Below are 24,959 nucleotides of genomic sequence, written 5' to 3' on the forward strand. Positions count from 1 at the left end.
GGGTTCAGGCCTTGACGACCTTGACCGCGCACTTCTTGAAGTCGGTTTCCTTGGAGATCGGGCAGGTGGCGTCCAGGGTCAGCTTGTTGACCAAGCGGCCCTCGTCGAAGAAGGGTACAAAGACCAGGCCGCGCGGCACCTTGTTGCGGCCCTTGGTCTCGACGGCGCAAGTGATCTCGCCGCGGCGCGAGGCCACCTTGACCTTCATGCCGCGCTGCAGGCCGCGGTCCTTGGCATCGTCGGGGTGGATGTAGAGCAGGGCCTCGGGCACGGCACGGTGCAGCTCGGGCACGCGCCGCGTCATGCTGCCGGTGTGCCAATGCTCGAGCACCCGGCCGGTGCACAGCCAGAGGTCGTACTCTTTGTCCGGGCTCTCGGCCGGCGGCTGGTAAGGCAAGGCGAAGATCACGGCCTTGCCATCCTTGTGGCCGTAGAACTTCACGCCCTCGCCCTTTTTGACATAGGGGTCGTAGCCCTCGCGGAAGCGCCACAGCGTTTCCTTGCCGTCGACCACGGGCCAACGCAGGCCGCGCACTTCGTGATAGGTGTCGAAGGGGGCCAGGTCATGACCGTGGCCGCGGCCGAATTCGGCGTACTCCTCGAACAGGCCCTTCTGCAGGTAGAAGCCCAGCTCCTTGGACTCGCTGTTCATGTAGTCGGGGATGTACTTGCCGTTGATGCGGCCGACATCGGCGAGCGGGAACTTGTTGACCTTGCCGTTCTTGAAGAGCACGTCGAACATCGTCTTGCCCTTGTACTCGGGCTTCTTGGCCAGCAGCTCGGCCGGCCAGACCTCTTCCATCTTGAAGCGCTTGCTGAACTCAATGAACTGCCAGAGGTCGCTCTTGGCCTCGCCCGGTGCGCTGACCTGCTGGCGCCAGACCTGGGTGCGACGCTCGGCGTTGCCGAAAGCGCCTTCCTTCTCCACCCACATGGCGGCGGGCAGGATCAGGTCGGCCGCCATGGCGCTGACGGTGGGGTAGGGGTCGCTGACCACCACAAACGCCTTGGGGTTGCGCCAGCCAGGCAGGATCTCGCCGTTGATGTTCGGCCCGGCCTGCATATTGTTGTTGGTCGTGACCCAGTAGCACTTGAGCTTGCCGTCCTTGAGCGCGCGGCTCTGCGCCACGGCATGAAGGCCCACCTTGTCAGGGATGGTGCCGTCGGGCAGCTGCCAGATTTCCTCTGTGTGCTTGCGGTGCTCGGGGTTGGTGACCACCATGTCCGCCGGCAGGCGGTGGGCAAAGGTGCCGACTTCGCGCGCCGTGCCGCAGGCGCTGGGCTGGCCGGTCAGGCTGAAGGGGCTGTTGCCGGGCTGGCTGATCTTGCCGGTCAGCAAGTGGATGTTGTAGACCATATTGTTGGCCCAGGTGCCACGGGTGTGCTGGTTGAAGCCCATGGTCCAGAAGGACACCACCTTGACCTTGGGGTCGGCATAGAGCTTGGCCAGGTCTTCCAACTGCTTGACCGGCACGCCCGACAGCGCGCTGACTTTTTCGGCCGTGTAGTCGGCGACGAACTTGCCGAACTCCTCGAAGCTGATCGGTGTGGCGTCGTTGGGGTTGCCTTTGGGCTTGCCATCGGCGCCGGGGTAACCATTGCTCTTGGCGTCTTTCTCCAAGGCATGGGCCGGGCGCAGGCCGTAGCCGATGTCCTCGGCGCCCTTCTTGAAGTTGACGTGGTTCTTGATGAACTCTTTGTTGACCTTGTTGTTCTTGATCAGGTAGTGGGCGATGTAGTTCAGGATCGCCAGATCGGTCTGCGGCTTGAAGATGATGGGCTGGTCGGCCAGGTCGAAGCTGCGGTGCTCATAGGTCGAGAGCACGGCCACCTTGGTGTCGGGGTGGCTGAGGCGGCGGTCGGTGATGCGGCTCCACAGGATGGGGTGCATCTCGGCCATATTGCTGCCCCAAAGCACGAAGGCATCGGCCTGCTCGATGTCGTCGTAGCAGCCCATGGGCTCGTCGATGCCGAAGGTGCGCATGAAGCCGGTGACCGCGCTGGCCATGCAGTGGCGAGCATTGGGGTCCAGTTGTTGGAGCGAAAGCCCGCCTTCCAGAGCTTGGCGGCGGCATAGCCTTCCCAGATCGTCCACTGGCCGGAGCCGAACATGGCGATGCCGTTCGGGCCGTCGGTCTTCAGCGCCTCTTTCCACTTGCTGGCCATCAGGTCCAGGGCTTCGTCCCAGCTGACCGGTGTGAACTCGCCTTCCTTGTCGTAGACGCCGTTCTTCTTGCGCAGCAGCGGCGTGGTCAGGCGGTCCTTGCCGTACATGATCTTGGACAGGAAATAGCCCTTGATGCAATTCAGGCCGCGGTTCACCGGGCTTTCGATATCGCCCTGGGTGGCCACCACCTTGTCGTCCTGCACGCCCACGACGACGGAGCAGCCCGTGCCGCAGAAGCGGCAGGGTGCTTTGTCCCAGCGCACGGCGCTGTTGCTGGTCGGTGCCTTGGCGGCCGCGCCGTGGACGGTGATGGGAATGCCGGCGGCGGCAGCGGCGGCAGCAGCGGCCTGCAGTTTCAGGATGTCGCGACGATCGACTTGCATGAGGTGCTCCCGTGGCCGCCCGCCGTCTTGGCTGGCGCCCGTGAAATGAAGATGTAGATGAAAAGCATGGTCCTGGAATTGGCGCGTTTGCGCCTTGAACTGCTTCAAGTTTTTGCGCTGTCCAACTCTCCAAGACGGGTTCGCCAGCCCTGCGCGGGTTCCAGGTGGCCGTCTGGTGCGGGGGCATCCGGGCCGCTGTACTCGAACACCAGGGAGGTGCCCAGCACATCGGGCCAGAGCGCGATGGCACCGAGCTGGGCCGCGGCGGAGATCTGCTCGCAGTCCTCCATCACCAGGACCAATCGGCCGTCACCGGGGTTGTGTGTCAGTTCCACGCCTGGCAGGGTCGCGAGCCGAGAGCTCACATCGGATACATGCTCGGGCCGCATGCGCAGCACCACGCCGAGAACACTCATGGGGAACTCCTGTTCATGGCCGGCGCGCCGAAGCTGCACCGGCCGGGGTTGATGGGGGCGCAGCCGGGGCGCGAGGCCCCTGCGCGCGTGCGGCCACCAGGCCTTGCACCGCCAGCTCGCGCAAGGGGTGCTCGGCTGGGGCGATGTCTTGCAGGCGCTGCCAATGGCGGATGGCGCCGGCTGCGTCACCCTGGCGCATGGCGCGGGTGCCGGACAGAGCCAGGGCCTTCAAGTGATCTGGCGCGATCTGCAGCGCGCGCTGCAGCAGGGCCGCCGGTTCGCCTTCCAGCGAGCCCTGCTGGCCACTGGCCATGACATCGGCCAGATCGGCCATCAGGTCGGCATCCTCGGGCCGCAGGGCCAGGGCGCGGCGGTAGGCGGCGATCGAGGGTTCGCTGCGGCCCAGCACCAGGTAGGAGCGGCCCAGCATGGCCCAGCCGGCGGCGTCCTCGGGCTGCTGCTGCAGGCGCCGGGCCAGGCCCGCGACCATGGCCTCGGTGCGGTCCGGTGCTGCCTCGGGCGAGATGGCCTCGGGCTGACCCTTCCAGGCATAACCGCCCGCGCCGACGAGCAGCACCAGGCCCAGGCAGGCTGCCAGCAGGCGCTTGGAAGCCCGCGGCAGCGGCGCGGGCGGCGGCGCCAGCACCTGATCGGCGATCTCCTGGCGCAGCCGGTCCAGCCGGGCTTGCAGCGCGGTGTGGTCTGCAGATTCACCGGTCGTGGCGCTGCCGCTCAGCTGGGCTTGCAGGGCCAGGCCTTGGCGGCGCAGCGCTTGCAGTTCCTGCTGCTGTTCTTGCGTGGGCCAGCTCATCGGATGTCTCCCTCCTCTTCGGGCGCCGCCTCAAAGGCTTCATCGGGCTCGCGTGCCCGGCGGCGCAGGTTCAGCACCAGGCCGGCCAGGGCGGCGGCCATCAGCAGGGCCGGGCCGGCCCAGAGCAGCCAGGTGTTGGCTTGCAGCGGCGGCTTGTAGAGCACGAAGTCGCCGTAGCGCTCGGTCATGTAGTGGATGATTTCTTCGTCCCGGCGGCCGGCCTGCAGCTGCTCGCGCAGCTGGGCTTTCAAGTCCATGGCCAGCGGCGCATGGGAGTCGGCGATGGTCTGGTTCTGGCAGACCAGGCAGCGCAGCTGCTGGGCCAGGTCCTGGGCGCGGCGGTCCAGCTCGGCAGAGATGGGCTTGGCAGAGGCGGGCTCGGCCTGGGCGCAAGACATGGCGCCGAGGCTCAGCAGCATGAGGCAAGCAAGCAGACAGACAAGCAGGGGTCTCATAGGCGGTCCAGCAAGGGTTCCAGGGTGTCGCGCAGCAGCTCGGCCGTCAGCGGGCCGACATGCTTGTAGCGAATCAGGCCCTGGCGGTCGATCACAAAGGTCTCGGGCACGCCGTAGACGCCCAGGTCGATGCCGACCTGGCCGCGCGTGTCCGAGCCGATGGCGCGGTAGGGGTTGCCCAGCTCTTTCAGCCAGCGCGTGGCCTGGGCGGGCTCGTCCTTGTAGTTCAGGCCCAGCAGCTGCAACTCCGGCCGGCGCCGCGCCAGGTCCAGCAGCAGCGGGTGTTCCTCGCGGCAGGGGCCGCACCAGGAGGCCCAGACATTGAGCACGCTGATTTTGCCCGTCATGTCGGCCTGGCGCAGCTGCGCGCCGCCCTCCAGCAAGGGCGGCAGCACAAAGGCCGGCACCGGCTTGCCGATCAGCGGCGAGGGGATCTCGCGCGGCTTCAGCTGCAGGCCACGCGCCAGGAACAGGGCCAGCACGGCAAAGCCCAGCAAGGGGATCATCGCTTTGAGCTTCATGGGCGTGCGCTCGCTCGTTGGCTGTTGCTGCGGTAGCGTCGATCGCTGGCGGCCAGCAGGCCGCCCAAGCCCATCAGCAGGCAGCCGCCCCAGATCCAGTTGACGTAGGGCTTGATGGTGATGTGGACGATCCAGGCATCGGCCTGCTCATTGATCGGCTCGCTCAGCGAGACGTAAAGATCGCGCAGCAGGCCACTGGCGATGCCGGCTTCGGTCATGGGCATCTCCTGGCTGCGGTAGAGCCGCTTCTCGGGGTACAGGGTGGCCACAGTCCGGCCCTCGCGAGTCACCTCCACCGTGCCGCGCATGGCGCGGTAGTTGGGGCCGTCCACGGCGCGCAGCTCGCTCAGGCGGAAGCTGTGCTCGCCCAGGCGGGCGCTCTCGCCGCGCTGCAGCGGCAGGTCCTGGCTCAGGGCCAGGCTGCCGACCAGGGTGACGCCGATGATGAAGACGCCGACGCCGGCATGAGCCAGCAGCATGGCGGCCGCTGAGCGCGGCAAGGCGCGCGCGCGCGCCCACCAGCCCTGGCCCGGCGTTGGCCACAGGCGTTCACCCAGCTCCAGCGCCACCGACACCAGCACCCACCAGGCCAGCAGCAGGCCGCCCCAGGCGGCCAGGCTCAGCTGCGCCGTGGCCCAGCCATGGGCGCCGGCGGCCAGCGGGCTCAGCAGCAGCGGCCAACGCAGGCGACGCAGCAGCTCGGCGCTGTCCATGCCCTTCCAGCGCAGCAGCGGGCCCAGGCCCATCAGCAGGATCACCGGCGCCATCAGCGGCACGAACACCGCCTCGAAATAGGGCGGGCCGACCGAGATCTTCTGCCCGCTGACGGCATCCAGCGCCATCGGGTAGAGCGTGCCCAGCAGCACCGCGCCGCAGGCGGCCAGCAGCATCACATTGTTGGCCAGCAGCGTGGTTTCACGGCTGCGCCAGTGGAAGCGCGCCCCCAGGCCGACCGCGCCGGCGCGTGCCGCATACAGGCTCAGCGAGCCGCCCACCACCAGCACCAGAAAGACCAGGATGGCCAGGCCGCGCTGCGGGTCGGTGGCGAAGGCATGGACCGAGCTGAGCACGCCCGAGCGGACCAGAAAGGTGCCCAGCAGGGACAGCGAGAAGGTGACGATGGCCAGCAGCACCGTCCAGGCCTTGAAGACACCGCGCTTTTCGCTGACGGCCAGCGAGTGCAGCAAGGCGGTGCCGGCCAGCCAGGGCATGAAGCTGGCGTTCTCGACCGGGTCCCAGAACCACCAGCCGCCCCAACCGAGCTCGTAGTAGGCCCACCAGCTGCCCAGGGCAATGCCCAGGGTCAGAAAGGCCCAGGCGGCGCTGGTCCAGGGCCGGGCGAAGCGCGCCCAGGCGGCGTTGAGTTCACCGCCGGCCAAGGCCGCGATGGCGAAGGCGAAGGCCACGGCGAAGCCGACATAACCCATATACAGCATGGGTGGGTGCAGCACCATGCCGGGGTCCTGCAGCAGCGGGTTCAGGTCGCGGCCCTCGGGCAGGCCGGGCACCAGCCGGGCAAAAGGATTGGAGGTGACGAGCAGAAAGACCAGGAAGCCGGCCGCCAGTGCGCCCAGCACGCCCAGCACCCGCGCGCGCAGCGGCGCCGGCAGCCGCCGGCCGGCGGCCGCGACGGCCAGGGTCCAGGCCACCAGCAGCGCCACCCACAGCAACATCGAGCCCTCATGCCCGCCCCAGACCGCGGCGATGCGGTAGGCCAGGGGCAGCTCGCGGTTGGAATGCTGGGCCACATAGGCGACCGAAAAATCGCTGGCCACAAAAGCCTGGGTCAAGGCCAGATAGCCCAGGCCGACCAGGGCTGCCAAGGCCAGGGTCAAGGGCCGGTCCAGTGCCATCCAGTCGGCGCGTTGGCGCTGTGCGCCCAGCACCGGCAGGCCGGCCAGCAGCAGGGCCACGCCCAGGGCCAGCCAGAGGGCGAGATGTCCGAGTTCGGGGATCACGGCGTGCTGCCTTTCAGGGTCTGGGCGGCGCGCTCGCGGGCCTGCTGGCTGCGCTGCAGCGCGTCGGCGGCCTCGGGCGGCATGTAGTTCTCGTCATGCTTGGCCAGCACCTCGCGGGCCAGGAACTGCCGTCCCTGCAACTGGCCTTGTGCGACCACGCCCTTGCCCTCTTTGAACAAGTCGGGCAGGGCGCCGCTGAAGCTGACGGGTACATGCTCGCTGCCGTCGCTGATCACGAACTGCACCTGCACGCCTTCGCGCCGGACGCTGCCCGGCTGCACCAGGCCGCCGATGCGGAAGCTGCGGCCTTGCGGCGCCTCTTGCGCGGCCACCTGGCTGGGCGTGTAGAAGAAGACCAGATTGCTGCGGAAGGCATTCATGACCAGGGCCGCGATGGCGCCCAGGGCCAGCAGGCCGGCGGCGATCAGCAGCAGGCGGCGGTGGCGAGCTTTTTTAATCATCATGCGACGTCCTCCTCGGACAGCTGCAGCAAGGCTTGGCTGTGGCGGCGCCGGGCCAGGCCCACCTCGACCAGCATCCAGAGCAGGGCCGAGCCGTAGCTGCCCCAGACAAAAAAGCCGTAGCCGTCCATATGGAAGAAATCGGCGGCGCTGTGCCAGTTCATGTGGCTTGTCCTTTCTTGCTCAGGGCCTGCACCCAGGCCTTGTCGCGTTCGCGCTCCAGGATCAGGCCGCGGGCGCGGGTGAAGATGACGGCGAAGGCATAGGCCCAGCAGGCCAGGCTCATCACGGCCAGGGCCTGCAACATGGTCTCGGCCATGCGCGGCGCGGCCGTCAGGCTGATGCTCGCGCCCTGGTGCAAGGTGTTCCACCAGCGCACGCTGAAATAGATGATGGGCACATTGACCACGCCGACCAGGGCCAGCAGGGCGCCGGCCGGGTCGGCCCGCTGCGGGTCCTCGATGGCGTGCACCAAGGCCAGATAGCCGAGGTAGAGAAACAGCAGGATCAGCTCCGAGGTCAGGCGCGCGTCCCAGACCCACCAGCTGCCCCAGCTCGGCTGGCCCCAAAGCGCACCGCTGAGCAGGGCGATCACGGTGAAGCCGGCGCCGGTCGGTGCGATCGCCCGCGCCAGCAACGAGGCCATGCGGGCCTTGAAGGCCCAGCCGATGGCGGCCCAGAAAGCCAGGGCCAGGTAGAGCAGCATGGACAGCCAGGCCGCCGGCACATGGATGAAGAGGATGCGATAGGCCTGGCCCTGGGTGGCGTCGGTCGGCGCTTTGAAGAAGGCCAGGTACAGGCCCAGGGCCCCCAGCCCCGCGGCCAGCAGCCACAGGCCCGGCAACAGGCGTCCGGCCAGCGCGTAGAAACGCGAGGGCGCGGCATAGGTGTAGAAGCGGTGCGTGTGTGTCATGGGATGTGGGGGCGAGCTCAGCATGTCCATCAGATCAGGGCAATGCGCAGGGCCGCGGCGGTGGCCGCCGGCAGGGCCAGCAGGGCGCCGATCAGCAGGGCGGCCAGCAGGGACAGATGGCCGTCAACAGGCAGGCCGGCCTCCAGCGCGCCGACGGCGCCGCTGCCGAAGATCAGAACAGGCACCGCCAGCGGCAGCACGATCAGCAGATTGAGCAAGGCGCCGTTGCGCAGGCCGAGGGTCAGGGCGGCGGCCAGATTGCCCAGCAGGCTCAAGCTCGGCGTGCCCAGCAGCAGGCTCAGCATCAAGAGACCGAGGCTGTCGCTGTGCATGCCGTACATCAGGCCCAGCAGCGGCGTGGCCAGCAGCAGGGGCAGGCCATGGCTCAGCCAGTGCGCCAGGGCCTTGACGGCGGCCAGGCGCCAGGCCGAGTGCGGCGGCAGCAGCAACTGGTCCAGGCTGCCGTCCTGGGCATCGGCGGCATACAGGCTGTGCAGGGACAAGAGACTGGCCAGCAAGGCCAGCACCCACAGCACGCCCGGCGCCATGCGACGCAGCTGCTCGGGTTCGGGCCCCAGGCCGAGCGGAAACAGGCAGGCTGCCAGCAGCAAAAAGGCCACCGGCAGGCCAGCGTCGACGGGCCGGCGCATCGCCAGGCGCAGCTCGCGCTGCAGCAGCAGCCAGATCATGGGCGGCCTCCGCTCAGTGGCAGCTGGCGGCTGGCCAGCCCAGGCAGATGCTGGTGGCTGGTGAACAGCACCGCGCCGCCTGCGGCCGCATGGCTGCTCAACAGAGCGCACAACTGCTGCACGCTGTCGTCGTCCAGCGCATCGAAGGGTTCGTCCAGCAGCCAGCAAGCACCCGCCTGCGGCAGGGCCAGCGATGCCAAGGCAGCGCGGCGTTGCTGGCCTTGGCTGAGCTGAGCGCTGCGGCGGCTGCGCATGGGCGCCAGTCCGAAATGCTTCAGCGCCTGCAGCAGGCTGGCCTCATCGTCCGCCAGGCCTTGCCAGCGGGCCTGAAAGCGCAAGCCCTCCAGCACGGTCAGGTCCGGCTTCAGGCCATTGTTGTGGCCGAGAAAGCGCAAAGCCGCCGAATGCTGGATGCTGCCCCGCTCAGCCGGCCGCAGGCCCGCAAGCGTGCGCAGCAAGGTGCTCTTGCCGCTGCCATTGCTGCCCTGGAGCCAGACGATGTCGCCCGCGTTCAGCTGCACGCTGAGCTCTTGGAACAGGGAGCGGCCTCCGCGCTCGCAGCTCAGTTGCTCGGCGCTCAGCAAGCAGGGCGAGGCCATGCTCATGACTCTGCTCCATCGATGCCTACGCAGGGGTCTGCCGGTTCCACCGCATCAGCAGCAAGGGTCGGCCTGGGGTAGCGCCCTTTCAGCTGGCTCCACGGCAACTTTCGCAGTGCGTCAGTCAGCGACGCGCTCTGGGCCTGGCCCACAGCGTTTGCGATCCTGGGCAGGTCCAGGCCAAGCGGTGGGTGAAGGCGCTGGAGGTCGATGAACTCCAACGGGTCCTGACCCTGACCCTGCGCCGGAACGGCCAGGACGGGATGGCCTTGTCGCTCAAAGAGCAGGCCCGCGCTCAGCTTCACGGCGCGGCTGAGCGGCATGCTGGCGATGGCGCGGCGAACATCGAGGTGGAGCAGTTGCAGCCGCAGCCCGCCGCCCGCCCTGGGCTGCAAGGTGAGCCAGATGTGAGGGGCGGCCGTGCCCTTCAGCCAGTCCAGCACGGGCGCTTCCAGCGGTGTGCGTCGTGGATGCAGAAATCCCGGCTGGCCCAGGGCTTCGCCCATGCGGTAGTCATGGACCAGACCGTCATGGACTTCCTCCGCCAGCGGGTCGTATGAAATCTCCCAAACCTCAGCCAGGTCCTGCAGTGCGACCAAAAAGCTGCGGCGTTCTGGTAGGTCGCGAATGGCCGCGACGCGTGTGCGCTGCCGGCCGTCCAGGCTTTGCAAGGCAATCGTCTTGACCGGCTGCAGCTGCCCATCGAAGAGCTGCAAGGCGCTGGCCTGCTCGGTGCTGGCCAGCAGCCAGCGGCCATCGCTGCTCAGGGCCAAGGCTTCGAGTGAGGAGGCGATCCGTCGCTCTTGCCGCAGGCTGCTTGGGTTCATGTCAAACACGGCCACCCATCCGTCTCGCGATGCCAGCACCAGTTGGCGGTCCTTGGAGGCGAGCAGGGGCGGCAGGTCGGCAGAGTTCAGAGCCTCAGCCTTGGATTCGGCCGCGGCGAGCGGGCTGGCCTCGCTGCCCGCAGATGCACCGGGCAGCAAGGCGAGCAAGCCCAGGCAAGCGGCCAGGCCATGGCGCAGCCGCGAACCGGCACCGGTGCTGAAACAGCAGCTGCTCATTGCAGGGTGTAACTCGCCAATTCCTCGGGCTGCAGAATGTGGATGTCGCGCCGCGAGATTTGAATCAGGCCTTCGTCCTCCAGCTCGCGCAGCACCCGTGAGAAGTACTCGGGGGTCAAGCTCAGGCGCGAGGCGATCGTCGCCTTGCTGACGGGCAGCGACACCGTGTGGGGCGCGCGCCGTTCGGGGCTGTGCCGCTGGTCTTCCAGCAGGAAGCCGACGACACGCTGCAGACCGCTGCGCAGGCAATAGCTCTCCACATCGTGCTGCAGGCCGCGGATGCGTTGCGATGCGTCGGCCAGCAGACGCAGGGCAAAACCGGGGTCGCGCTTGATCTGGGCCGTGATGGCGCGCTTGGGGATGCGCAACAGCAGCGCTTCCGTGAGGGTCTGCGCATTGAATGCCTGGGGCTGGTCGTTGAAGATCGACGACTCGCCGATGGTTTGCCCGGGCCCGATCAGCTCCAGCACCTTTTCGCCACCATGGGTGGCCAAGGCGAACACCTTGACCTGCCCGGTGATGATGATCATCAAGTGCTCGCAGGTCTCGCCGCTGCTGAACAGGGCCTGGCCGCGAGGCAGGCGCATCAGGCTGCTCCCTTGGTCCACGATCAGGCCGAGATCCGCTTCACTCAGGCCCTGGAACATGGGATGAACCGCCATGTATCGCGGCAGCTCAGAGGCAGTAGAACGATGGGCAGTGGGCATGGTTTGAGCCTTGTCGAGCAGGGAAAGAAGGGCTTGCGGGGGCCATTCTGTTCAGCGCTGACCGTGCTCGTTTGACCTGTATCAAGCGGCCTGATCCAGTAGTTCTACGGAACGATGGTCAATACTCCTTTCGAACGATGGGTGCTTGCATCAGCCCGCTTGCTGGCCGCCGGTATAGGCCGCCAGGCTGGCGACATCGCGAATGCGGATGTCGCGCTTGTCCACTTCGATCAAGCCCGCGGCTTCGAGTTCATGCAGCACGCGCGAGAAGTACTCGGGCGTCAGGCTCAGGCGCGAGGCGATGGTGGCTTTGCTCACCGGCAGGGACACCGTGACCATCTCGCCGCTGACGCGGTCCTCGGCCAGCTGGTCGCGCAGCAGGTAGCCGATCACGCGCTGCACGCCACTGTGCAGGGCATAGGCCTGAACATCATGGACCAGGCCATGCAGGCGGCGTGAGATGCCCGCCAGCATGCGCAGGGCGAAGCGGCTGTCGTGCTCGATCTCGGTCAGCACCGCCTGCTTGGACACCGAGAGCAGCAGGGTGTCCATCAGTGCCTGGGCATTGATGATGTAGGGGCGGCCCGTGAACATCAGCGCCTCCGCGAAGCTGTGTCCGGGGCCGACCAGTTCGATCACTTTTTCCTGCCCCGCGGGCGAGATGGCGAAGAGCTTGACCTGCCCGGTGACGGTGACATGGAATTCTTCGCAGGGTTGGCCAACGCGGAACACCGGGTCGCCGCGCGTCAGCCGCCGCAGGCTGCAGCCTTGCGCCAGGCGGGCCAGCTCCGGAGCACTGAGATCGGTGAACAAGGGCAGCACGGAGAGGTAACGAGGAAGGTCAAAGGCGCGCATGTCCATGACGGGACTCCGGTCTGGGGGGGCTTGAGATGCCGCCATTGTCGAGAGCGTTGCGGCGCACCGCCTTGATCTGTTTCAAGCGCGCGGAGTTGACGCTGGCCAGCTGGCTTGCTCGCTCGTACACAGAGGGTGAGAGTCTTTCGTAGCGAGCGCGCAGTAGAAAACTCTCACCCGCTCAGGCGCAGCGAGTCAGCCGGCTGTAGACGCCGGCCAGGCGCAGCGGCAGCTCGGTCGGGCGGGCCACGCGAGCCCAGCCCTGGTGGCCGAAGAGATGGGGCAGATAGTCCTGGGCCTGCTCGTCGATGCTCAGGCAAAAGGGCTGCAGGCCGGCGCGGCGCGCCTCGCGCACCGCTTCGCGCGTGTCTTCGATGCCCCAGCGGCCCTCGTAGACATCGAGGTCATTGGGCTTGCCGTCGGTCAGCAGCAGCAGCAGTCGCTGGCGCTCTGGGCGCTCTTGCAGCCGGCGTGTGGCCAGGCGAATCGCTGCGCCCATGCGGGTGTAGTAGCCAGGCTTGATCGCGCCGACCCGGCTTTGCACCGGGCCGGACCAGGCTTCCTCGAAGCCCTTGAGTTGATGGATGCGCACCTGGCTGCGCCGCACCGAGCTGAAGCCCAGCATGGCAAAGGGGTCGCCGCAGCCATGCAAGGCCTCGCCGAAGACATAGAGCGCATCGCGGATCACATCGATCACCCGCTGCTCGTTGTTGGCATAGGCGTCGGTGGACAGGGACAGATCGGCCAGCAGCAAGGTGGCCAGGCTGCGCTCGCTGCGCTGGCGTCGGGCCCAGACTTGGGGCTCGGGGCTGCTGCTGGCGTGCAGGCCGCCCAGATGCCGCACCCAGGCATCGAGATCGAGCACCTCACCCTCGTTGCAGCCGCGCTGCCACTGCGGCGCGCTGCGCAGGGTTTCGAGCCGGCGGCGCAGGCGGCGTGCGGTCTGGCGCAAGGCAGCTGGGGGCGAGAACGCCGGGCCGCTCGGTCGCGCCACCAGGGTCTGAACCCGGCAATGTTCGGGCAGCAGGCATTGCCGCTTCCAGTCCCATTCGGGCAGCGACTCGCCCTCGCCCAGGGGCAGGTCGTCGGCGCTGGCGCTGGGCAGGTCGAGGTCGAACTTGATGCGGGCGGCGCTGGCCGAGCCCTCGCGCGCCAGCGTCAGCTCCTCCATATCGTCGGCCGCGGCGCGTGCCTCGTCCTCGTCGGTCTCGTCTTCGCTGGCCCGGTCCAGGGGCACATGCTCGCTCCAGCTGCGCAGGGACTCGGCCTTGGAGGCCAGCAGCAGCGGCGCCCGCTGCGAGGCCGGCTTGGCCGGGCGGGCGCGGCGGCGCTTCGCTTTCTCCTGTTCTTGCTCTTGTTCCTGCCGAGCTTGCTGCCCGCCGCCCGCGGCCGCGCTGCGCGCCTGGCCCGTCGCCCCCGCCGCGGCCGCAGGCAGGGCCTGCAGCCACAGCCAGACCGGGGCCAGCAGCGGGGCCTCCACATCGAAGCGGCCATCGAGGCTGCCATCGATCCTGGCCTGCCCGGGTTCGGCCAGCAGCAGGGCTTGCAGGCGCGCCTCGGCCGCCCGCGCCTCGGGCGTGCGCAGCGCCACGGCCTCGGCGCGGCGTTGGGCCAAATGGGCCTCGCGCAAGCGCAGCCAGCGCGGCCGCAGGCCCGGGCAGCGCTGCAGGGCCAGCTGGCAAGCGGCCAGGTTGTCGCCCGCCCAGCTGCCGCTGGCACCGAGTTCGAAGCAGGCGGCCAGGGCGGCCAGCCAGAGGTAGAGGTCGCGGTTCAGTTCCGCCTGCTCGAACAGGGCGATGCGCGGCGGCAGGGCCAGGGTCTCGCTGTCCAGGCGTGGCAGTGCGGCGCGCGTGCCGCTGCCGGCCAGGCGCTGCAGCCAGTGGCGCGGGCCGCCAATGCGCATATCGGCCGAGGGCACGATGCGCAGGCTGTGGCTGCCGCCGGCGGCGCGGTAGAGCAGGCCGGCGGCCTGCTGCACATCGGGCAGCGCCACGGCGGCCCCGGCATGGCCGCGCTCGGCGGCTCCGGTGATGAAGCGATGCCAGCGTTCGCCGATCCACTCTTCCATGGTCTAACTTCCTACTTCAAGGGTCGGTTCTGTTGCTGTTCTTTTTCGACTGGCGCAGCGTCTCACGCAGCGCGTCCACGCCCACCGTCCATTCCAGCTGGGGCTGGGGCAGCTGCGGCTGCGCCTGTTGCGACTCGGCGCATTGGTCCACGCAGCGGCCGCATTGCACGCAGGAGAACATCAGGCGCTTGATCTGGCGCGGCCGTAGCCGCATCGGGCAGACGCGGTCGCAGGCGCTGCCCTCGGGCGCACGCTCGGTGCTGCAGGTCCGGCAGTCGCTGGCGCGTTCGCGCTTGAAGGCCACGACCAGGGCGCGCGGGTTGGCCATCCAGGCCAGGCTCTGGAACAGGCCGACGGCGCAGCCGAAGCGGCAGAACAGGTGGCGGGCGAACAGCAGCTCCAGGGTGAAGGCGCTGCCGGCAATCAGGATGAAGCGGCTCTGGTTGGCGGTCAGCGTGCCTTGCAGCAGGCCGCCCCAGATCGCTTGCGGCGGCAGCAGATAGGTCAGCAGGGTGATGGCCCAGAGAAAGCCGAAACCCGCGCAGCTCAAGGCATAGATTGGCCACCAGCGGCGCTGCGCTGTCTCGCCCGGCCGCAGGCTGGCCTGCTCGTCCCAGAGGCTGAATTTGCCGCAGGCCTTGTGCAGCAAAGCGTTCAGGCCCTCGACCAGCGAGAAATGTGGGCACAGCCAGCCGCAGTACAGCCGGCCCCAACGCCAGGCCACGCCGAGAAAGATTGCCACCAGGGCCAGGCCTGGGAGGATGCCGCGCAGAATCAGAGTGATTGCCGCTTGATTGGCGCTGACCTCGCCGCGCTGCAGGGCGCCTAGCCCCAAACTCCAGCGCTGGCCCAAGACCCAGAGCTGTGTTTCGTTGAGGTCGAAGCGCAGCAGGTTCAGGGCCGGCGCCAGCAGGAAGAGGGCGAAGAAGGCCAGCTGCGTGGCGCGCCGGCGGCGCTGCAGGCGCTGGCTGTGCTGAACTGAGGAGCCCGTCGCGGGGCCAGGATCAGGCATCGCCGATCACCGCGCGCAGCACCTCGTGCAGGGCGGCGCCGGTGTCGGCCTCGTCCGTCAGCGCGTCGACGATAGCCGCGCGGCAGGCGGGCAGCAGGGCCAGGCCGGCCACATGCAGGCGCGCCGCCATCACCAGCAGCCGGGTGCTGGCGGTTTCTTCCAGGTCTTGCTCGGTCAGGCGGCGCAGGGCCTGGGCCAGGCGGACCAGCTGGGCAGCCACCGCGTCCGAACAGCCGCTCTCGCTGGCGACGATGGCGCGCTCGATGGCTGGCGCCGGGTAGTCCAGGCCCAGGGCGACGAAGCGCTGGCGGGTGCTGGGCTTCAGGCCTTTGAGCAGGTTCTGGTAGCCGGGGTTGTAGCTGATCACCAGCATGAAGCCGGGCGCAGCCTGCAGCAGCTCGCCGGTGCGCTCGATGGCCAGCTGGCGCCGGTCATCGGCCAGCGGGTGCAGGACCACGGTGGTGTCCTTGCGCGCCTCGACCACCTCGTCCAGATAGCAGATCGCGCCTTCGCGAACGGCCCGGGTCAGCGGGCCGTCGCACCAGCGTGTGTCGCCGCCCTGAATCAGATGGCGGCCCACCAGGTCGGCCGCGCTGAGGTCGTCATGGCAGCTGACCGTGATCAGTGGCCGGCCCAGCCGGGCCGCCATATGCTCGACCAGGCGGGTCTTGCCGCAGCCGGTCGGGCCCTTGATCAGCAGGGGCAGGCGGCTGGCATGGGCCTGCTCGAAGAGCCGGCACTCCTCGCCTTGGGGCGCATAGAAGGGCAGTTGTTGCAACTGCCTGGCACTGTGCATTTCCATGCTCAGGCCGCGCGGGGCAAGGCGCCGTTTTGCTGGGCGCTTTCGTGCAGGGCTTCATCCTCGGCCCGGCCGGGGCCGACGAAGAAGCTGGCCAGATAAGTCAGCAGGCCCAGCAGGAACATCACGCCGCCGACCATGCGCAGCCAGTAGAAGAAACGCAGCTGGTCTTGCGTGGCCATGAAGCTCATCGCGCCCTCGGTGGGCATGCGCTGCAGCCAGACCTGCAGGATGCCGGCGCCGGTCAGGGCCAGCACCATCACGCCCATGCCTATGGTCATGATCCAGAAGCTCCACATCTCCACGCTCTGGGCACGGCGTGAGTTGGCTTCGCGGCCGCGCAGCAGGGGCATGGCATAACTGATCATTGCAATGACCACCAGCACATAGGCGCCGTAGAAGGCCAGGTGGCCGTGGGCGGCGGTGATCTGGCTGCCGTGGGTGTAGTAGTTGACCGGGCTCAGCGTGTGCAGGAAGCCCCAGACGCCGGCGCCGAGGAAGCCCATCACCGCGCAGCCGACGGCCCAGAGCACGGCCGCCTGGTTGGGATGCTCGCGCTTGCGCCGCTGCACCATATTGAAGGCGAACAGGGTCATCATGAAGAAGGGAATCGGCTCGAAGGCGCTGAACACGCTGCCGACCCACAGCCAGTAGCCCGGCAGACCGATGAAGAAGAAGTGGTGGCCGGTACCCAGGATGCCGGTGACCAAGGCCATGGTGACGATCAGGTACAGCCACTTGTCGATCACTTCACGGTCCACGCCGGTGGTCTTGATCAGCACAAAAGCCAGCAGCGCGCCCAGGATCAGCTCCCAAGTGCCTTCCACCCAGAGGTGAACCACGAACCACCAGTACATCTTGTCGCGCACCAGATTGCTGGGGTTGACGAAGCTGAACAGGAACATCAGGGCCAGGCCCCACAAGCCCATCAGCAGCACCAGGGTGATGGCGGTCTTGCGGCCCTTCAGCACTGTCATGCTGATGTTGAAGAGAAAGGCCAGGGCGACGACGACGATGCCAAGCTTCGTCGGCAGCGGCTGCTCCAGGAACTCGCGCCCCATGGTGGCCAGCAGGTTGTTGCCGGTCATCTCGGCCAGCGTGGCATAGGGCACCAGCAGATAGCCGAGTATGGTCAGCGCGCCGGCGCCCAGGAAGACCCAGAACAGGATCTTGGCCAGCAAGGGGCTGTAAAGCTCGGTCTCCGCCTCCTCGGGCACCAGGAAATAGGCGCTGCCCATAAAGCCCATCAGCAGCCACACGATCAGCAGATTCGTGTGCACCATGCGGGCGATATTGAAGGGAATGGCCGGGAACATCAGGTCCCCGATCAGGTACTGCAGGCCCAGGGTGATGCCGAAGACGATCTGGCCAAGAAAGAGTGCCAGTGCGCCGACGAAGTAGAGCTTGGCGACGGCTTGGGATTTGTATTTGAGGGTGATGGGTTTCATGTTGTCTCCTCAACCTTCGATGTTTGGCGGCCACTTCTCGGTGTCCACGCCATTAGTCCAGCGCAGGAACTCGACCAGGTCATTGAGCTGCTTGTCGTCGAGCTGGAAGTTGGGCATCTGGCGGCGGCCGGGGGCGCCGGTCGGCTGGGCCTTGATCCAGGCCTTGATGAAGTCAGGGCCGCGGCGCTTGTAGACATTGCCCAGCTCGGGCGCGAAATAGGCGCCTTCGCCGAGCAGGGTGTGGCAGCCGATGCAGTTGCGGGTTTCCCAGATGTGCTTGCCGCGCACCACGGCCGGCGTCAGTTCGCCGGCATTGGATCGCTTGGGAATTCTTTGCTCGGTGTCGAAGATCAGCGCGGCGAACAGCAGCACGAAGAACAAGGTGCCTCCGTAGAAGATATTGCGCGCCATCTGGCTGGTGAAGCCTCGGCTCATGATGGTCCGTCCTCAGGGTCTGTTGCAGATGCCGCAAGACTAGGGACTTATGTCAGCCGCTTCCTTGAACCGGAATAAGGAAAGTAGTGTTCGCTGCCTTCGGCGAGCCCGGGCTTCAGGGCGGCTGCGTTGTGACAAGCGCCTCAGACGGGGTCAATGGCCCAGATGGGCTCGAGGATCCAATTGCTTCAGCAGGGAACGCGGCACCTCGGCCAGGCGCATCGCTTGGCCACCGCGCCGCTGCGCGAAGGCCAGCGCCGCCGCGCGGTCGGCAAAAGCCGGCAGATTGCCGGCCCGCATCGGCCCCAGCGCATCGGAACCGCTGACGAAGACGGCCTGGCCGGCGTCCAGCCAGGCGCCTGGCTGAGCACGGTTGCCGCCCGCGTCACGGACATAACGTGCTGCGACCTCGGTGACACTGCGGCCACGCGCATAGCGGCCGACGTCCTGCAGATAGATCAGCATGGACACCGGCGAATCGAAGAACTGCGTAGCGCCGTCGCTGAAGATCAGCTGCGCCGCCCACTCCGGCGCACGCGCCGGGAACATGCCGCAGACCGGGCAGCGCGCATCGGCCGGAATGGGGCGAGCCTGCAGCAGGCCCAGGCCCGAGCTCGGCTCATAGGCCAGCGGCGGTGCCAGCACGCAGAAATCGTCCACCGGCAGGGCTGCTGCCGCGGCCGGCGAGCGCTGGCGCGCCCAGAGCAGGCCGGCGCCCAGCAGGCCGCTTGCCGCGAGGCCGGCCGCCAGCAGGCGGCGCCGCGCGAAGGGCGAGCGCTTCATGAATGACTACATCCGGCTGTCATGCAAGGCGCCGCCGCTGAGGTCCACCATCTCGGGGCGGATCTCGGCATAGCGCAGCAGGCGGCCGCCCCAGCTCTTGATGAAGGCCTGGGCCTGGTCCTCGCGCCTGAAGCTGGCCAGGGTCGGGCCCATGGAACCATGGCGTTTGCTGCCCAGCACATAGAGGCCGTTCTTGGCTTCGAACCAGTGGCCGCGCGGCTGTTCCCAGTCGGCCAGGCCCATGTCCTGCACAAAGGCGGCGCGCACGGCGCGCACCTGCTCGGGCCGAAGCAAGGTGTTGAACAGCTCCACCGTGTCGCAGAAGAACAGGGGCTGCGGTGTGCCCTCGTAGAAGATCTGTGCCTTGGGACCGGGGTAGTCGGCCAAGAGCATGCCGTCGAGGTCGCAGGTGCTGCGTGGGTCGATCTCGGCCGGGACCAGGGCTTGCTGGCTGTCCTCGGCCGATTTGCCGCAGGCGGCCAGGCCCAGGCCGGCCAGTCCTGCCATGCCGGCGATCAGCAGGCTGCGGCGCGGCAGCACGGGGGATGAATCAAGCAGTGTTTTCATGAACGGAATCTCCAGCGTGCCAGGGCCAGCGGCAATACGATCCAGACCCCCATGACCAGGCCCATCAACCAGGGCTTGGCCATGGCCGGAGGCACCAAGGTGCCCAGGCCGTAGAGCGTGCGCATGTCCTCCAGCGAAAAGATATTGAGGATGCGGAACACATCGGCCGGGTTCAGCAGCAAGGCATAGGCCAGGGCGTCGCCGGCCAGCCAGCCACCCCCGGCGCCGGCCACCAGCAGGCCCAGCAGCACCAGGTCGAACACCAGAACGAAGAAGAACCAGAGGGCGATGGCCAGGCCCGAGGCCCGGGTGCGCTCGCGCGCCAGCACCGAGAGCAGCACGGCCAGGCTTAAAAAGGCCAGGCCCAGCAGCAGGGCGCTGAGTACAAAGCCCAGGTAGTGATAGAGCCCGGCCCAGCCGAACTGCTGCCAGAGCAGGCCGGCCACCAGGGCAAAGCCGCTCAGCGTGGACAGGCTCAAAGCGGCGGCCAGGCCCAGGTACTTGCCCAGCAGCAGCTCCAGCCGGGTGATGGGCAGGGCCAGCAGCAGGTCCAGGCTGCCGCGCTCGCGCTCGCCGACCACGGCGTCGAAGCCCAGCAGCAGGGCGATCAGCGGGATCAGGTAGATGACCAGGCTGACCAGGCTGGCGATGATGAACTCGATCGAGCGCGGCCCGATCTGGCCCTGGGCGGAGCCGCCGAAGTAGGTGATGGCCAGCGAGAACAAGGTGAACACCAGGGCCACGGCCAGCACCCAGCGGTTGCGCATGCGTTCGCGGAACTCCTTGGCCGCCAGGGTCAGGATCTGTCGTGCGGCTTCCATCAGGCGGGCCTCCGGGCGGCGTCACCGAGGCCGAAGAACAGGTCTTCGAGCGAGGGCTCCAGAATCTTCAGGTCCAGCAGGCGCGAGCCCAGCTGGGTGGCAAGGGCCAGCGCGGCCATCTTGTGTTCGCGTGGGCAGCTCAGGCTGAGCCGGCAGTCCTGGGCGCCTTGCTGCAAGCCCAGGCCAGGCAAGCCCTGCTTGTCCAGCAGCTGGCTGGCAAACAGCACATCGGCCTCGCTGGCCAGGCTCAGCTCGATGTGCAGCGGCGCCTGCTGCTGCTCGCGCAGCGACTGCACCGTGCCCAGGGCCTGGATGCGGCCGGCCGCCATGATGGCCAGGCGGTCGACCCGCTCCTGCAGCTCGGCCAGGATGTGCGAGGTGATCAGCACCGTCACGCCCTGCTCGCGCAGCGCTTGCAGGCTGCGGTAGAAGTCGCGTATGGCTTGCGGGTCCAGGCCGTTGCTCGGCTCGTCGAGAAACAGCAGCTGGGGCCGGCCCAGCAAGGCCTGGGCAAAGCCGAGGCGCTGGCGCATGCCTTTGGAGTACTCGCGCAGCGGCCGGTGGCCGGCGTCGGCCAGACCAACCTGCTCCAGCAGCGGCTGGCATTGCGCGGCCGCTGCGCCCTTCAGACGGGCGAAGAACTGCAAGGTCTCCAGTCCGCTGAGGTTGTCGTACAGCACCACGTTTTCGGGCAGATAGCCCAGGCCGCGCCGGATGGCGCGGAAGTCGCCGCCGCTGATGGGCCGGCCCTGGATCAGCACCTCGCCGCTGCTGGGCGCGACCAGGCCCAGCATCATCTTGAACAAGGTGCTTTTGCCGGCGCCGTTGTGGCCGATCAGGCCGAAAATCTCGCCGCGCTGCACGCGCAGGTCGACGCCGTCGACCGCGCGCAGGCTGCCGTAATGCTTGCTCAGGCCGCGCAGCTCAATGGCCGGGCTGCCGCCCGTGCCTTCGTGTTCGCGGCCGGGGCTGTCAGAGGCCGGGATAGTGCTTGTCACGCCATTCACTCCATTGCTTGTGGGCCGCCCGCATCTGCGGGCGGGGGTCGATCACGCTGGGCACGCGCAGCACTGGGAACTGCTGGCCGACCAGGCGCAGGGCCTGGATGGCCGGGCTGGCCAGCAGCAGCTTGAGGCCGGGGTAGCGCCAGCTGAGGCGGTCCACCATGTCGTTGGCCTCGTAGGGCACGTCGCCGCGGCCGTCGCCATTGCGGTCCCAGCCCAGGTAGTTGCTCCAGTGGTTGCCGGCGCACTGCTCGGGCGGGACCGGTTTGCCACGATCCTTGCGGTCTTTGGGCAAGGGGCAGCCCCAGACCTCGTCGCGCGCGCCGATGTAGCGGATCTGCTCGCGGTTGGCGATGAAGTCATTGCCCTCGACCACATTGCGGGTCGAGCCGGCCGAGAGGTGCACGCCGACATGGTTGTCGACGATCAGATTGCCTTTCAGCGTCGCGTACTCGACGTCGTAGATGAAGAAGCCGCGGTTGTTGCCGGCGATGATGTTGTTCTCGATCAGCGAGTCCTGCAGCGTGCGCAGCATGATGCCGTGGTCGCTATTGCCCCAGGTGCGGTTGCCGCGCACGACCTGGTCGCGCACCTCCATCAAGGCCAGGCCACCGCGGTTGTAGTAGCTGTCGTTGTCCTCCCACAGGTTGTAGTAGGAGTTCATGTAGTGGCTGCCGTAGCGGCTGTGGTGCAGCTTGTTGCCGCGGAAGACGGCGTGGTGCGAGACATCGACGTAGAGCGCGTCGCGCACAAAGCCGATGTTGTTGCCGATGATGCGGGCGCCGGTGGTGTTGTAGAGCTGGATGCCGTTGCCGCGCTGCGAGCTGTTGTACTCGCGCTTGCCGGTGATCAGATTGGCCTCGATGCGCACATCGTTGGCCTTCTCGATCCACAGGCCGAACAAGTTGTACGTCAGGTCGCAGTTCTGAACCACGGCTCGGTGCGCGCCGGGGCGCAGATAGATGCCGGCGTTCTGGTCCTTGAGGCTGTCGCCCGAGTCGCGCACGATCAGGCCTTCGATGGTCACATCGGCGGCCGTCACCCGCAGCGTGTCGCCCTGCATGGCGCCGCTCAGGGTCGGCCGGCCGATGCCGCGCAGGGTCAGCGGCTTGTCGACCGTGAAATTGCCGCGGTACAGGGCGCGCTCCAGCTCTACCGTGTCGCCCGGGCTGGCGCGGTCCAGAGCCTGCTGAAGCGAGTCACCGGGGCGCACTCGCACGGTGGCTGCGTCGGCCGAAGCGCCGATCAGGAGCAGGGCACTCAGCCAAGCGGCTGCGACTGCTCTCATGCCGACAGCCCGCCCATGGACTTGAGCGCGAGGAAGAGCACGGCGCCGATCAAGAGGTTCTTGAAGCCGACATAGCTGAGCATGTCCATCACGCTGGCGCGGCGGTAGTTGGCTTGCCACCAGGGGCCGTCTTTGACATAGCGTTTGCCGGCCAGGCGGATCCGCACCTCGTAGACGCTCCAGCCAAACCACCAGGCGATGATGGCGCTCTGCGAGAGCCGGCCGCTGCCGGCCAGCACCCAGGCCAGGCTGGCGGCCAGGGCCAGGGAGAAGCCGGCGATCTGCAGCGCCCGCTGGCTGGCAAAGGCGCCGGCGTTCCAGGGCCAGAGATGGTCCCAGAGCTCGCGCGCCAGCCAGGCCAGGCCGCTGCGGCCGGTCTTGTGCGCGGGGCTCACCGCTTCGCTGGGCATGCGCGGGTCGGGGCCGGCGGCGACCTTGGCCGAGATCGCCGGCACCGAGTCGATGGGGATGAAATAGCCGTCGCGGCCGATCGGCGTGATCAAGAGGCCGTCGCGCTCGCGCCGCTTGCGTTCCTTGGCCAGGGGCGGGCAGCCCTTGGCATCGGTGTAGAGAATCATGCAGTCCAGGCAGTGCAGGCATTCGCGGTGGTCGATGCGACCGGCCGCGTCGATCGCCAGCGAGCCGCAGCCAACCGCGCAGGCCTTGCAGCTGTTGCAGTCCTGCTTGCGCTTGAGGCCGAACCAGCGGAAGGTGCTGGGCATGGCCAGGGCCGCGCCGAGCGGGCAGATGTATTTGCAATAGGGCCGCTCGATGAAGAGCGAGACACCCAGGATCAGGCAAACGAAGAGGCCGTAGGGCCAGGCGCGATTGCTGATGCCGACCAGAAAGGTGGTCTTGAACGGCTCCACCTCGGCCAGCTTTTCGGCCAGGCCCATGGAGAACATGGACACGCTCAGCAGGCCGAAGAAGACGCCGTACTTGAGCCATTTGAGCCGGTCGTGCCAGCGCTGTGGCAGATGGCCTTGCCAGCGCTTCAGGCCCAGCTTGCTGCCGATCTTGTAGAGCGCCTCGGACAGCGAACCGAAGGGGCACATCCAGCCGCAGAACAGGCCACGGCCGAACAGGAAGACGGTGGCGATGATGAAGATCCAGAAGCAGAAGATGAAGGGGTCGCTGAGGAAGAGCGACCAGGTCCACTGGAACAGCAAGGCATGGAACCAGGTCAGCACCTGGGTGATGGAGGGCTGGGCCATGGCGCCGAAGCCGACAAATGCGATGCTCAGCGCCCAGGCCGTGTACTTGAAGGCATTGACCGGCCACTTGTTCTTGTGCGTGGACAGGCGGGTCAGTCGCTCGCGCAGGGCATAGACCACGGTGACCGTCAGCAGCAGGGCGACGAAGAGCGCGATCTCCAGTGCCCGACTCTTCCAGACCTGCACCCAGGGCGCGGCGGCCTCGGGCAGGGCCGGGCGGCCGCCCACGAGAAGGCGATCATCGAGCCAGACCTGGGCGTCGAAATTGACGAAGCTGCGGGTGCCGGTCGCGCGCTCGACCTTGTTGCCCAGAAAGGCCAGCTTCCAGGGGTAGGCGGGCGAGAAACTCTTGTTGCGAACGATGAAGATGGCCGACTCGTCAAAGGCCGGTGCGCCCTCGGCTTGCAGGCCGTAAAGATTGAGGTAGTCGAGGTCGCGGAAGGTGAAGGCATCGGCGCCTTGCTTGAGCTGCACCCGGTCGTAGAGACCGCCGCGCACAAAGCCCGAGCCCTTGAAGGACTCCACACCGGCGCTGCGCACCACGAAGATGGCATGCTCGCCCGGCTTGAGCGAGGCCTGCAGCTGCTGCCGGCCGCGCTCGCCCAGCAGGCTGCGGGCGACATCGGGGTGGTTGAGGTCACCGAACCAGAGTTCGATGAAGGGCTGGTCGCTGTGCGCCAGGCCCAACTGCTCGCTGCGCACGCTCAGGCGCTGCAAGGCGCCCAGCGCCTTCAGCTGCGCCCAGCTGAGCGCCTGGTCTTGGGGTTCGGTGGCCTGGTAGCGGGCGGCTTCGCGGAGGGTGGGCGGCAGGATCCCGACCTGGCGGGCCACGGCCTGGCCCGAGGTCATCATGACCTGGTTCTGCGCGATCACGGTGACGGTGGCGCCGGAGATGGCGTCCAGGCCCAGCACGCCTTCATCGGGGCGTGACTGGCCGACCTCGATCTTGTCGGCCACCGACTTGCCCAGGTACTGCTTGTTGAAGTTCAGCAGCGCGGACTCCGGAATGCCCAGCAGCAGGATGGGCTCGGAATGCTTGAGCACCTGGGTGCCGACGAAACGGCCGGCACGGTCCATGCCGATCAGGGTGACCACCGGCTTGCCGGAATAGGCCGGCGTGTCGGTGATGTCGGTGGACAGCATCACATAGCCCAGCAGCGGCTTCTTGCCGGCGGCGTCGGCGGCGCCATAGGCCTCGACATAGGGCGGCGTGCCCATGCGCTCGGAAAAGCTCTGGGCGCCGGGGAAGACCTGGGCGCAGGGCAGCAGGGCGCAGAGATCGCGGGCCTGAGCCAAGCCAGCGGGCAGCTCCGCCTCGTAGGCGCCTTCCTTGGCGCTGGCGGTGCCGGGGAGGGCGGTGAAAGCAAGCAAAAACGCGGCCAGACAGAAGCTGCGCTTCAGTGTGGCCGCCAAGAGATGGCATCGCGAAAACATGGGCACTTTCAGGGGAGCCGGCGCACCGTCCTGTTTGAGGTCCAGGTGGGCGCCGGAGGTCAGGACGGCAGGGCTCGAGTCCGCCGT

24 protein-coding genes and 1 pseudogene are annotated in these 24,959 nt (G+C 67.7%); all 25 read right to left on the minus strand.

Annotated features, from left to right (window positions below; translation table 11 throughout):
• Positions 1–4: 4 nt before the first annotated feature.
• Positions 5–2,550: pseudogene (gene napA, locus ACQY39_RS12355) on the minus strand (nitrate reductase catalytic subunit NapA).
• Positions 2,551–2,654: 104 nt separating this feature from the next.
• A complete protein-coding gene (locus ACQY39_RS12360; RefSeq protein WP_428506612.1) occupies positions 2,655–2,966 on the minus strand; it encodes a chaperone NapD in 312 nt (103 codons plus the stop codon).
• Positions 2,967–2,979: 13 nt separating this feature from the next.
• Positions 2,980–3,777 carry a tetratricopeptide repeat protein gene (locus tag ACQY39_RS12365; protein ID WP_428506614.1) on the minus strand — a complete coding sequence of 266 codons (798 nt, stop codon included), beginning with the start codon at positions 3,775–3,777 and terminating at the stop codon, positions 2,980–2,982.
• A complete protein-coding gene (locus tag ACQY39_RS12370; protein WP_428506616.1) occupies positions 3,774–4,196 on the minus strand; it encodes a cytochrome c-type biogenesis protein in 423 nt (140 codons plus the stop codon). The genes ACQY39_RS12365 and ACQY39_RS12370 overlap by 4 nt, the downstream gene beginning before the upstream one ends.
• 32 nt (positions 4,197–4,228) lie before the next feature.
• Positions 4,229–4,753, minus strand: coding sequence for a DsbE family thiol:disulfide interchange protein (locus tag ACQY39_RS12375; RefSeq protein ID WP_428506618.1), 525 nt, complete (start codon positions 4,751–4,753; stop codon positions 4,229–4,231).
• The gene (locus ACQY39_RS12380; protein WP_428506620.1) at positions 4,750–6,711 is read right to left on the minus strand and encodes a heme lyase CcmF/NrfE family subunit; all 1,962 of its coding nucleotides are present in this window, start codon (positions 6,709–6,711) and stop codon (positions 4,750–4,752) included. Before ACQY39_RS12380 ends, ACQY39_RS12375 begins: the two co-directional genes overlap by 4 nt.
• The gene (gene ccmE, locus ACQY39_RS12385) at positions 6,708–7,175 is read right to left on the minus strand and encodes a cytochrome c maturation protein CcmE (protein WP_428506622.1); all 468 of its coding nucleotides are present in this window, start codon (positions 7,173–7,175) and stop codon (positions 6,708–6,710) included. Before ccmE ends, ACQY39_RS12380 begins: the two co-directional genes overlap by 4 nt.
• A complete protein-coding gene (gene ccmD / locus ACQY39_RS12390) occupies positions 7,172–7,336 on the minus strand; it encodes a heme exporter protein CcmD (RefSeq protein ID WP_263519319.1) in 165 nt (54 codons plus the stop codon). Before ccmD ends, ccmE begins: the two co-directional genes overlap by 4 nt.
• The gene (gene ccmC, locus ACQY39_RS12395) at positions 7,333–8,085 is read right to left on the minus strand and encodes a heme ABC transporter permease CcmC (RefSeq protein ID WP_428506624.1); all 753 of its coding nucleotides are present in this window, start codon (positions 8,083–8,085) and stop codon (positions 7,333–7,335) included. The genes ccmD and ccmC overlap by 4 nt, the downstream gene beginning before the upstream one ends.
• Positions 8,086–8,114: 29 nt before the next feature.
• On the minus strand, positions 8,115–8,774 hold the full coding sequence (ccmB, locus tag ACQY39_RS12400) for a heme exporter protein CcmB (RefSeq protein WP_428506626.1): 660 nt from the start codon (positions 8,772–8,774) through the stop codon (positions 8,115–8,117).
• Complete coding sequence (ccmA, locus tag ACQY39_RS12405; RefSeq protein ID WP_428506628.1) at positions 8,771–9,379, minus strand: heme ABC exporter ATP-binding protein CcmA; 609 nt, start codon at positions 9,377–9,379, stop codon at positions 8,771–8,773. The genes ccmB and ccmA overlap by 4 nt, the downstream gene beginning before the upstream one ends.
• Positions 9,376–10,437: a cytochrome D1 domain-containing protein gene (locus ACQY39_RS12410; RefSeq protein WP_428506630.1), complete on the minus strand. Its 1,062-nt coding sequence runs from the start codon at positions 10,435–10,437 to the stop codon at positions 9,376–9,378. The genes ccmA and ACQY39_RS12410 overlap by 4 nt, the downstream gene beginning before the upstream one ends.
• Positions 10,434–11,099 carry a Crp/Fnr family transcriptional regulator gene (locus ACQY39_RS12415; protein WP_263519324.1) on the minus strand — a complete coding sequence of 222 codons (666 nt, stop codon included), beginning with the start codon at positions 11,097–11,099 and terminating at the stop codon, positions 10,434–10,436. The genes ACQY39_RS12410 and ACQY39_RS12415 overlap by 4 nt, the downstream gene beginning before the upstream one ends.
• 195 nt (positions 11,100–11,294) lie before the next feature.
• Positions 11,295–12,005, minus strand: coding sequence for a Crp/Fnr family transcriptional regulator (locus ACQY39_RS12420; protein WP_428506632.1), 711 nt, complete (start codon positions 12,003–12,005; stop codon positions 11,295–11,297).
• Positions 12,006–12,180: 175 nt separating this feature from the next.
• Positions 12,181–14,067 (minus strand): nitric oxide reductase activation protein NorD, encoded by a 1,887-nt coding sequence (locus ACQY39_RS12425; protein ID WP_428506634.1) that lies wholly within the window; start codon positions 14,065–14,067, stop codon positions 12,181–12,183.
• Positions 14,068–14,083: 16 nt separating this feature from the next.
• Complete coding sequence (locus ACQY39_RS12430) at positions 14,084–15,079, minus strand: 4Fe-4S binding protein (RefSeq protein ID WP_428506636.1); 996 nt, start codon at positions 15,077–15,079, stop codon at positions 14,084–14,086.
• Positions 15,072–15,881 (minus strand): CbbQ/NirQ/NorQ/GpvN family protein, encoded by an 810-nt coding sequence (locus tag ACQY39_RS12435; protein WP_428506638.1) that lies wholly within the window; start codon positions 15,879–15,881, stop codon positions 15,072–15,074. The genes ACQY39_RS12430 and ACQY39_RS12435 overlap by 8 nt, the downstream gene beginning before the upstream one ends.
• A gap of 2 nt (positions 15,882–15,883) precedes the next feature.
• The gene (locus ACQY39_RS12440; protein WP_428506640.1) at positions 15,884–17,326 is read right to left on the minus strand and encodes a cbb3-type cytochrome c oxidase subunit I; all 1,443 of its coding nucleotides are present in this window, start codon (positions 17,324–17,326) and stop codon (positions 15,884–15,886) included.
• Positions 17,327–17,335: 9 nt separating this feature from the next.
• Complete coding sequence (locus ACQY39_RS12445) at positions 17,336–17,761, minus strand: c-type cytochrome (RefSeq protein WP_428506642.1); 426 nt, start codon at positions 17,759–17,761, stop codon at positions 17,336–17,338.
• 153 nt (positions 17,762–17,914) lie between these two features.
• Positions 17,915–18,544, minus strand: coding sequence for a nitrous oxide reductase accessory protein NosL (locus ACQY39_RS12450; protein WP_428506644.1), 630 nt, complete (start codon positions 18,542–18,544; stop codon positions 17,915–17,917).
• A gap of 6 nt (positions 18,545–18,550) precedes the next feature.
• Entirely contained in the window at positions 18,551–19,111 is a 561-nt protein-coding gene (locus ACQY39_RS12455; protein ID WP_428506646.1) for a nitrous oxide reductase accessory protein NosL, read from the minus strand.
• Positions 19,108–19,932 (minus strand): ABC transporter permease, encoded by an 825-nt coding sequence (locus ACQY39_RS12460; protein ID WP_171829201.1) that lies wholly within the window; start codon positions 19,930–19,932, stop codon positions 19,108–19,110. The genes ACQY39_RS12455 and ACQY39_RS12460 overlap by 4 nt, the downstream gene beginning before the upstream one ends.
• Entirely contained in the window at positions 19,932–20,918 is a 987-nt protein-coding gene (locus ACQY39_RS12465) for an ABC transporter ATP-binding protein (protein WP_428510797.1), read from the minus strand. Before ACQY39_RS12465 ends, ACQY39_RS12460 begins: the two co-directional genes overlap by 1 nt.
• Positions 20,905–22,224, minus strand: a complete 1,320-nt coding sequence (locus ACQY39_RS12470) for a nitrous oxide reductase family maturation protein NosD (protein WP_428506648.1) — start codon at positions 22,222–22,224, stop codon at positions 20,905–20,907. Before ACQY39_RS12470 ends, ACQY39_RS12465 begins: the two co-directional genes overlap by 14 nt.
• A complete protein-coding gene (locus ACQY39_RS12475) occupies positions 22,221–24,872 on the minus strand; it encodes a 4Fe-4S binding protein (protein WP_428506650.1) in 2,652 nt (883 codons plus the stop codon). The genes ACQY39_RS12470 and ACQY39_RS12475 overlap by 4 nt, the downstream gene beginning before the upstream one ends.
• Positions 24,873–24,959 lie beyond the last annotated feature (87 nt).

Origin of the sequence: Roseateles sp. (assembly GCF_965262435.1) — a bacterium.
In the GTDB taxonomy this organism is placed as follows: Bacteria; Pseudomonadota; Gammaproteobacteria; order Burkholderiales; family Burkholderiaceae_C; genus Paucibacter_A.

Coding starts and splice junctions, on each gene's coding strand:
- ACQY39_RS12445 (WP_428506642.1), bottom strand. CDS start 17,761: ATGAGCCGAGGCTTCACCAGCCAGATGGCGCGCAATATCTTCTACGGA.
- ACQY39_RS12425 (WP_428506634.1), bottom strand. CDS start 14,067: ATGGAAGAGTGGATCGGCGAACGCTGGCATCGCTTCATCACCGGAGCC.
- ACQY39_RS12475 (WP_428506650.1), bottom strand. CDS start 24,872: ATGTTTTCGCGATGCCATCTCTTGGCGGCCACACTGAAGCGCAGCTTC.
- ACQY39_RS12470 (WP_428506648.1), bottom strand. CDS start 22,224: ATGAGAGCAGTCGCAGCCGCTTGGCTGAGTGCCCTGCTCCTGATCGGC.
- ACQY39_RS12375 (WP_428506618.1), bottom strand. CDS start 4,753: ATGAAGCTCAAAGCGATGATCCCCTTGCTGGGCTTTGCCGTGCTGGCC.
- ACQY39_RS12410 (WP_428506630.1), bottom strand. CDS start 10,437: ATGAGCAGCTGCTGTTTCAGCACCGGTGCCGGTTCGCGGCTGCGCCAT.
- ccmB (WP_428506626.1), bottom strand. CDS start 8,774: ATGATCTGGCTGCTGCTGCAGCGCGAGCTGCGCCTGGCGATGCGCCGG.
- ACQY39_RS12455 (WP_428506646.1), bottom strand. CDS start 19,111: ATGAAAACACTGCTTGATTCATCCCCCGTGCTGCCGCGCCGCAGCCTG.
- ACQY39_RS12420 (WP_428506632.1), bottom strand. CDS start 12,005: ATGGACATGCGCGCCTTTGACCTTCCTCGTTACCTCTCCGTGCTGCCC.
- ACQY39_RS12450 (WP_428506644.1), bottom strand. CDS start 18,544: ATGAAGCGCTCGCCCTTCGCGCGGCGCCGCCTGCTGGCGGCCGGCCTC.
- ACQY39_RS12460 (WP_171829201.1), bottom strand. CDS start 19,932: ATGGAAGCCGCACGACAGATCCTGACCCTGGCGGCCAAGGAGTTCCGC.
- ACQY39_RS12440 (WP_428506640.1), bottom strand. CDS start 17,326: ATGAAACCCATCACCCTCAAATACAAATCCCAAGCCGTCGCCAAGCTC.
- ACQY39_RS12365 (WP_428506614.1), bottom strand. CDS start 3,777: ATGAGCTGGCCCACGCAAGAACAGCAGCAGGAACTGCAAGCGCTGCGC.
- ccmE (WP_428506622.1), bottom strand. CDS start 7,175: ATGATGATTAAAAAAGCTCGCCACCGCCGCCTGCTGCTGATCGCCGCC.
- ACQY39_RS12435 (WP_428506638.1), bottom strand. CDS start 15,881: ATGGAAATGCACAGTGCCAGGCAGTTGCAACAACTGCCCTTCTATGCG.
- ccmA (WP_428506628.1), bottom strand. CDS start 9,379: ATGAGCATGGCCTCGCCCTGCTTGCTGAGCGCCGAGCAACTGAGCTGC.
- ACQY39_RS12415 (WP_263519324.1), bottom strand. CDS start 11,099: ATGGCGGTTCATCCCATGTTCCAGGGCCTGAGTGAAGCGGATCTCGGC.
- ccmD (WP_263519319.1), bottom strand. CDS start 7,336: ATGAACTGGCACAGCGCCGCCGATTTCTTCCATATGGACGGCTACGGC.
- ccmC (WP_428506624.1), bottom strand. CDS start 8,085: ATGACACACACGCACCGCTTCTACACCTATGCCGCGCCCTCGCGTTTC.
- ACQY39_RS12430 (WP_428506636.1), bottom strand. CDS start 15,079: ATGCCTGATCCTGGCCCCGCGACGGGCTCCTCAGTTCAGCACAGCCAG.
- ACQY39_RS12360 (WP_428506612.1), bottom strand. CDS start 2,966: ATGAGTGTTCTCGGCGTGGTGCTGCGCATGCGGCCCGAGCATGTATCC.
- ACQY39_RS12370 (WP_428506616.1), bottom strand. CDS start 4,196: ATGCTGCTGAGCCTCGGCGCCATGTCTTGCGCCCAGGCCGAGCCCGCC.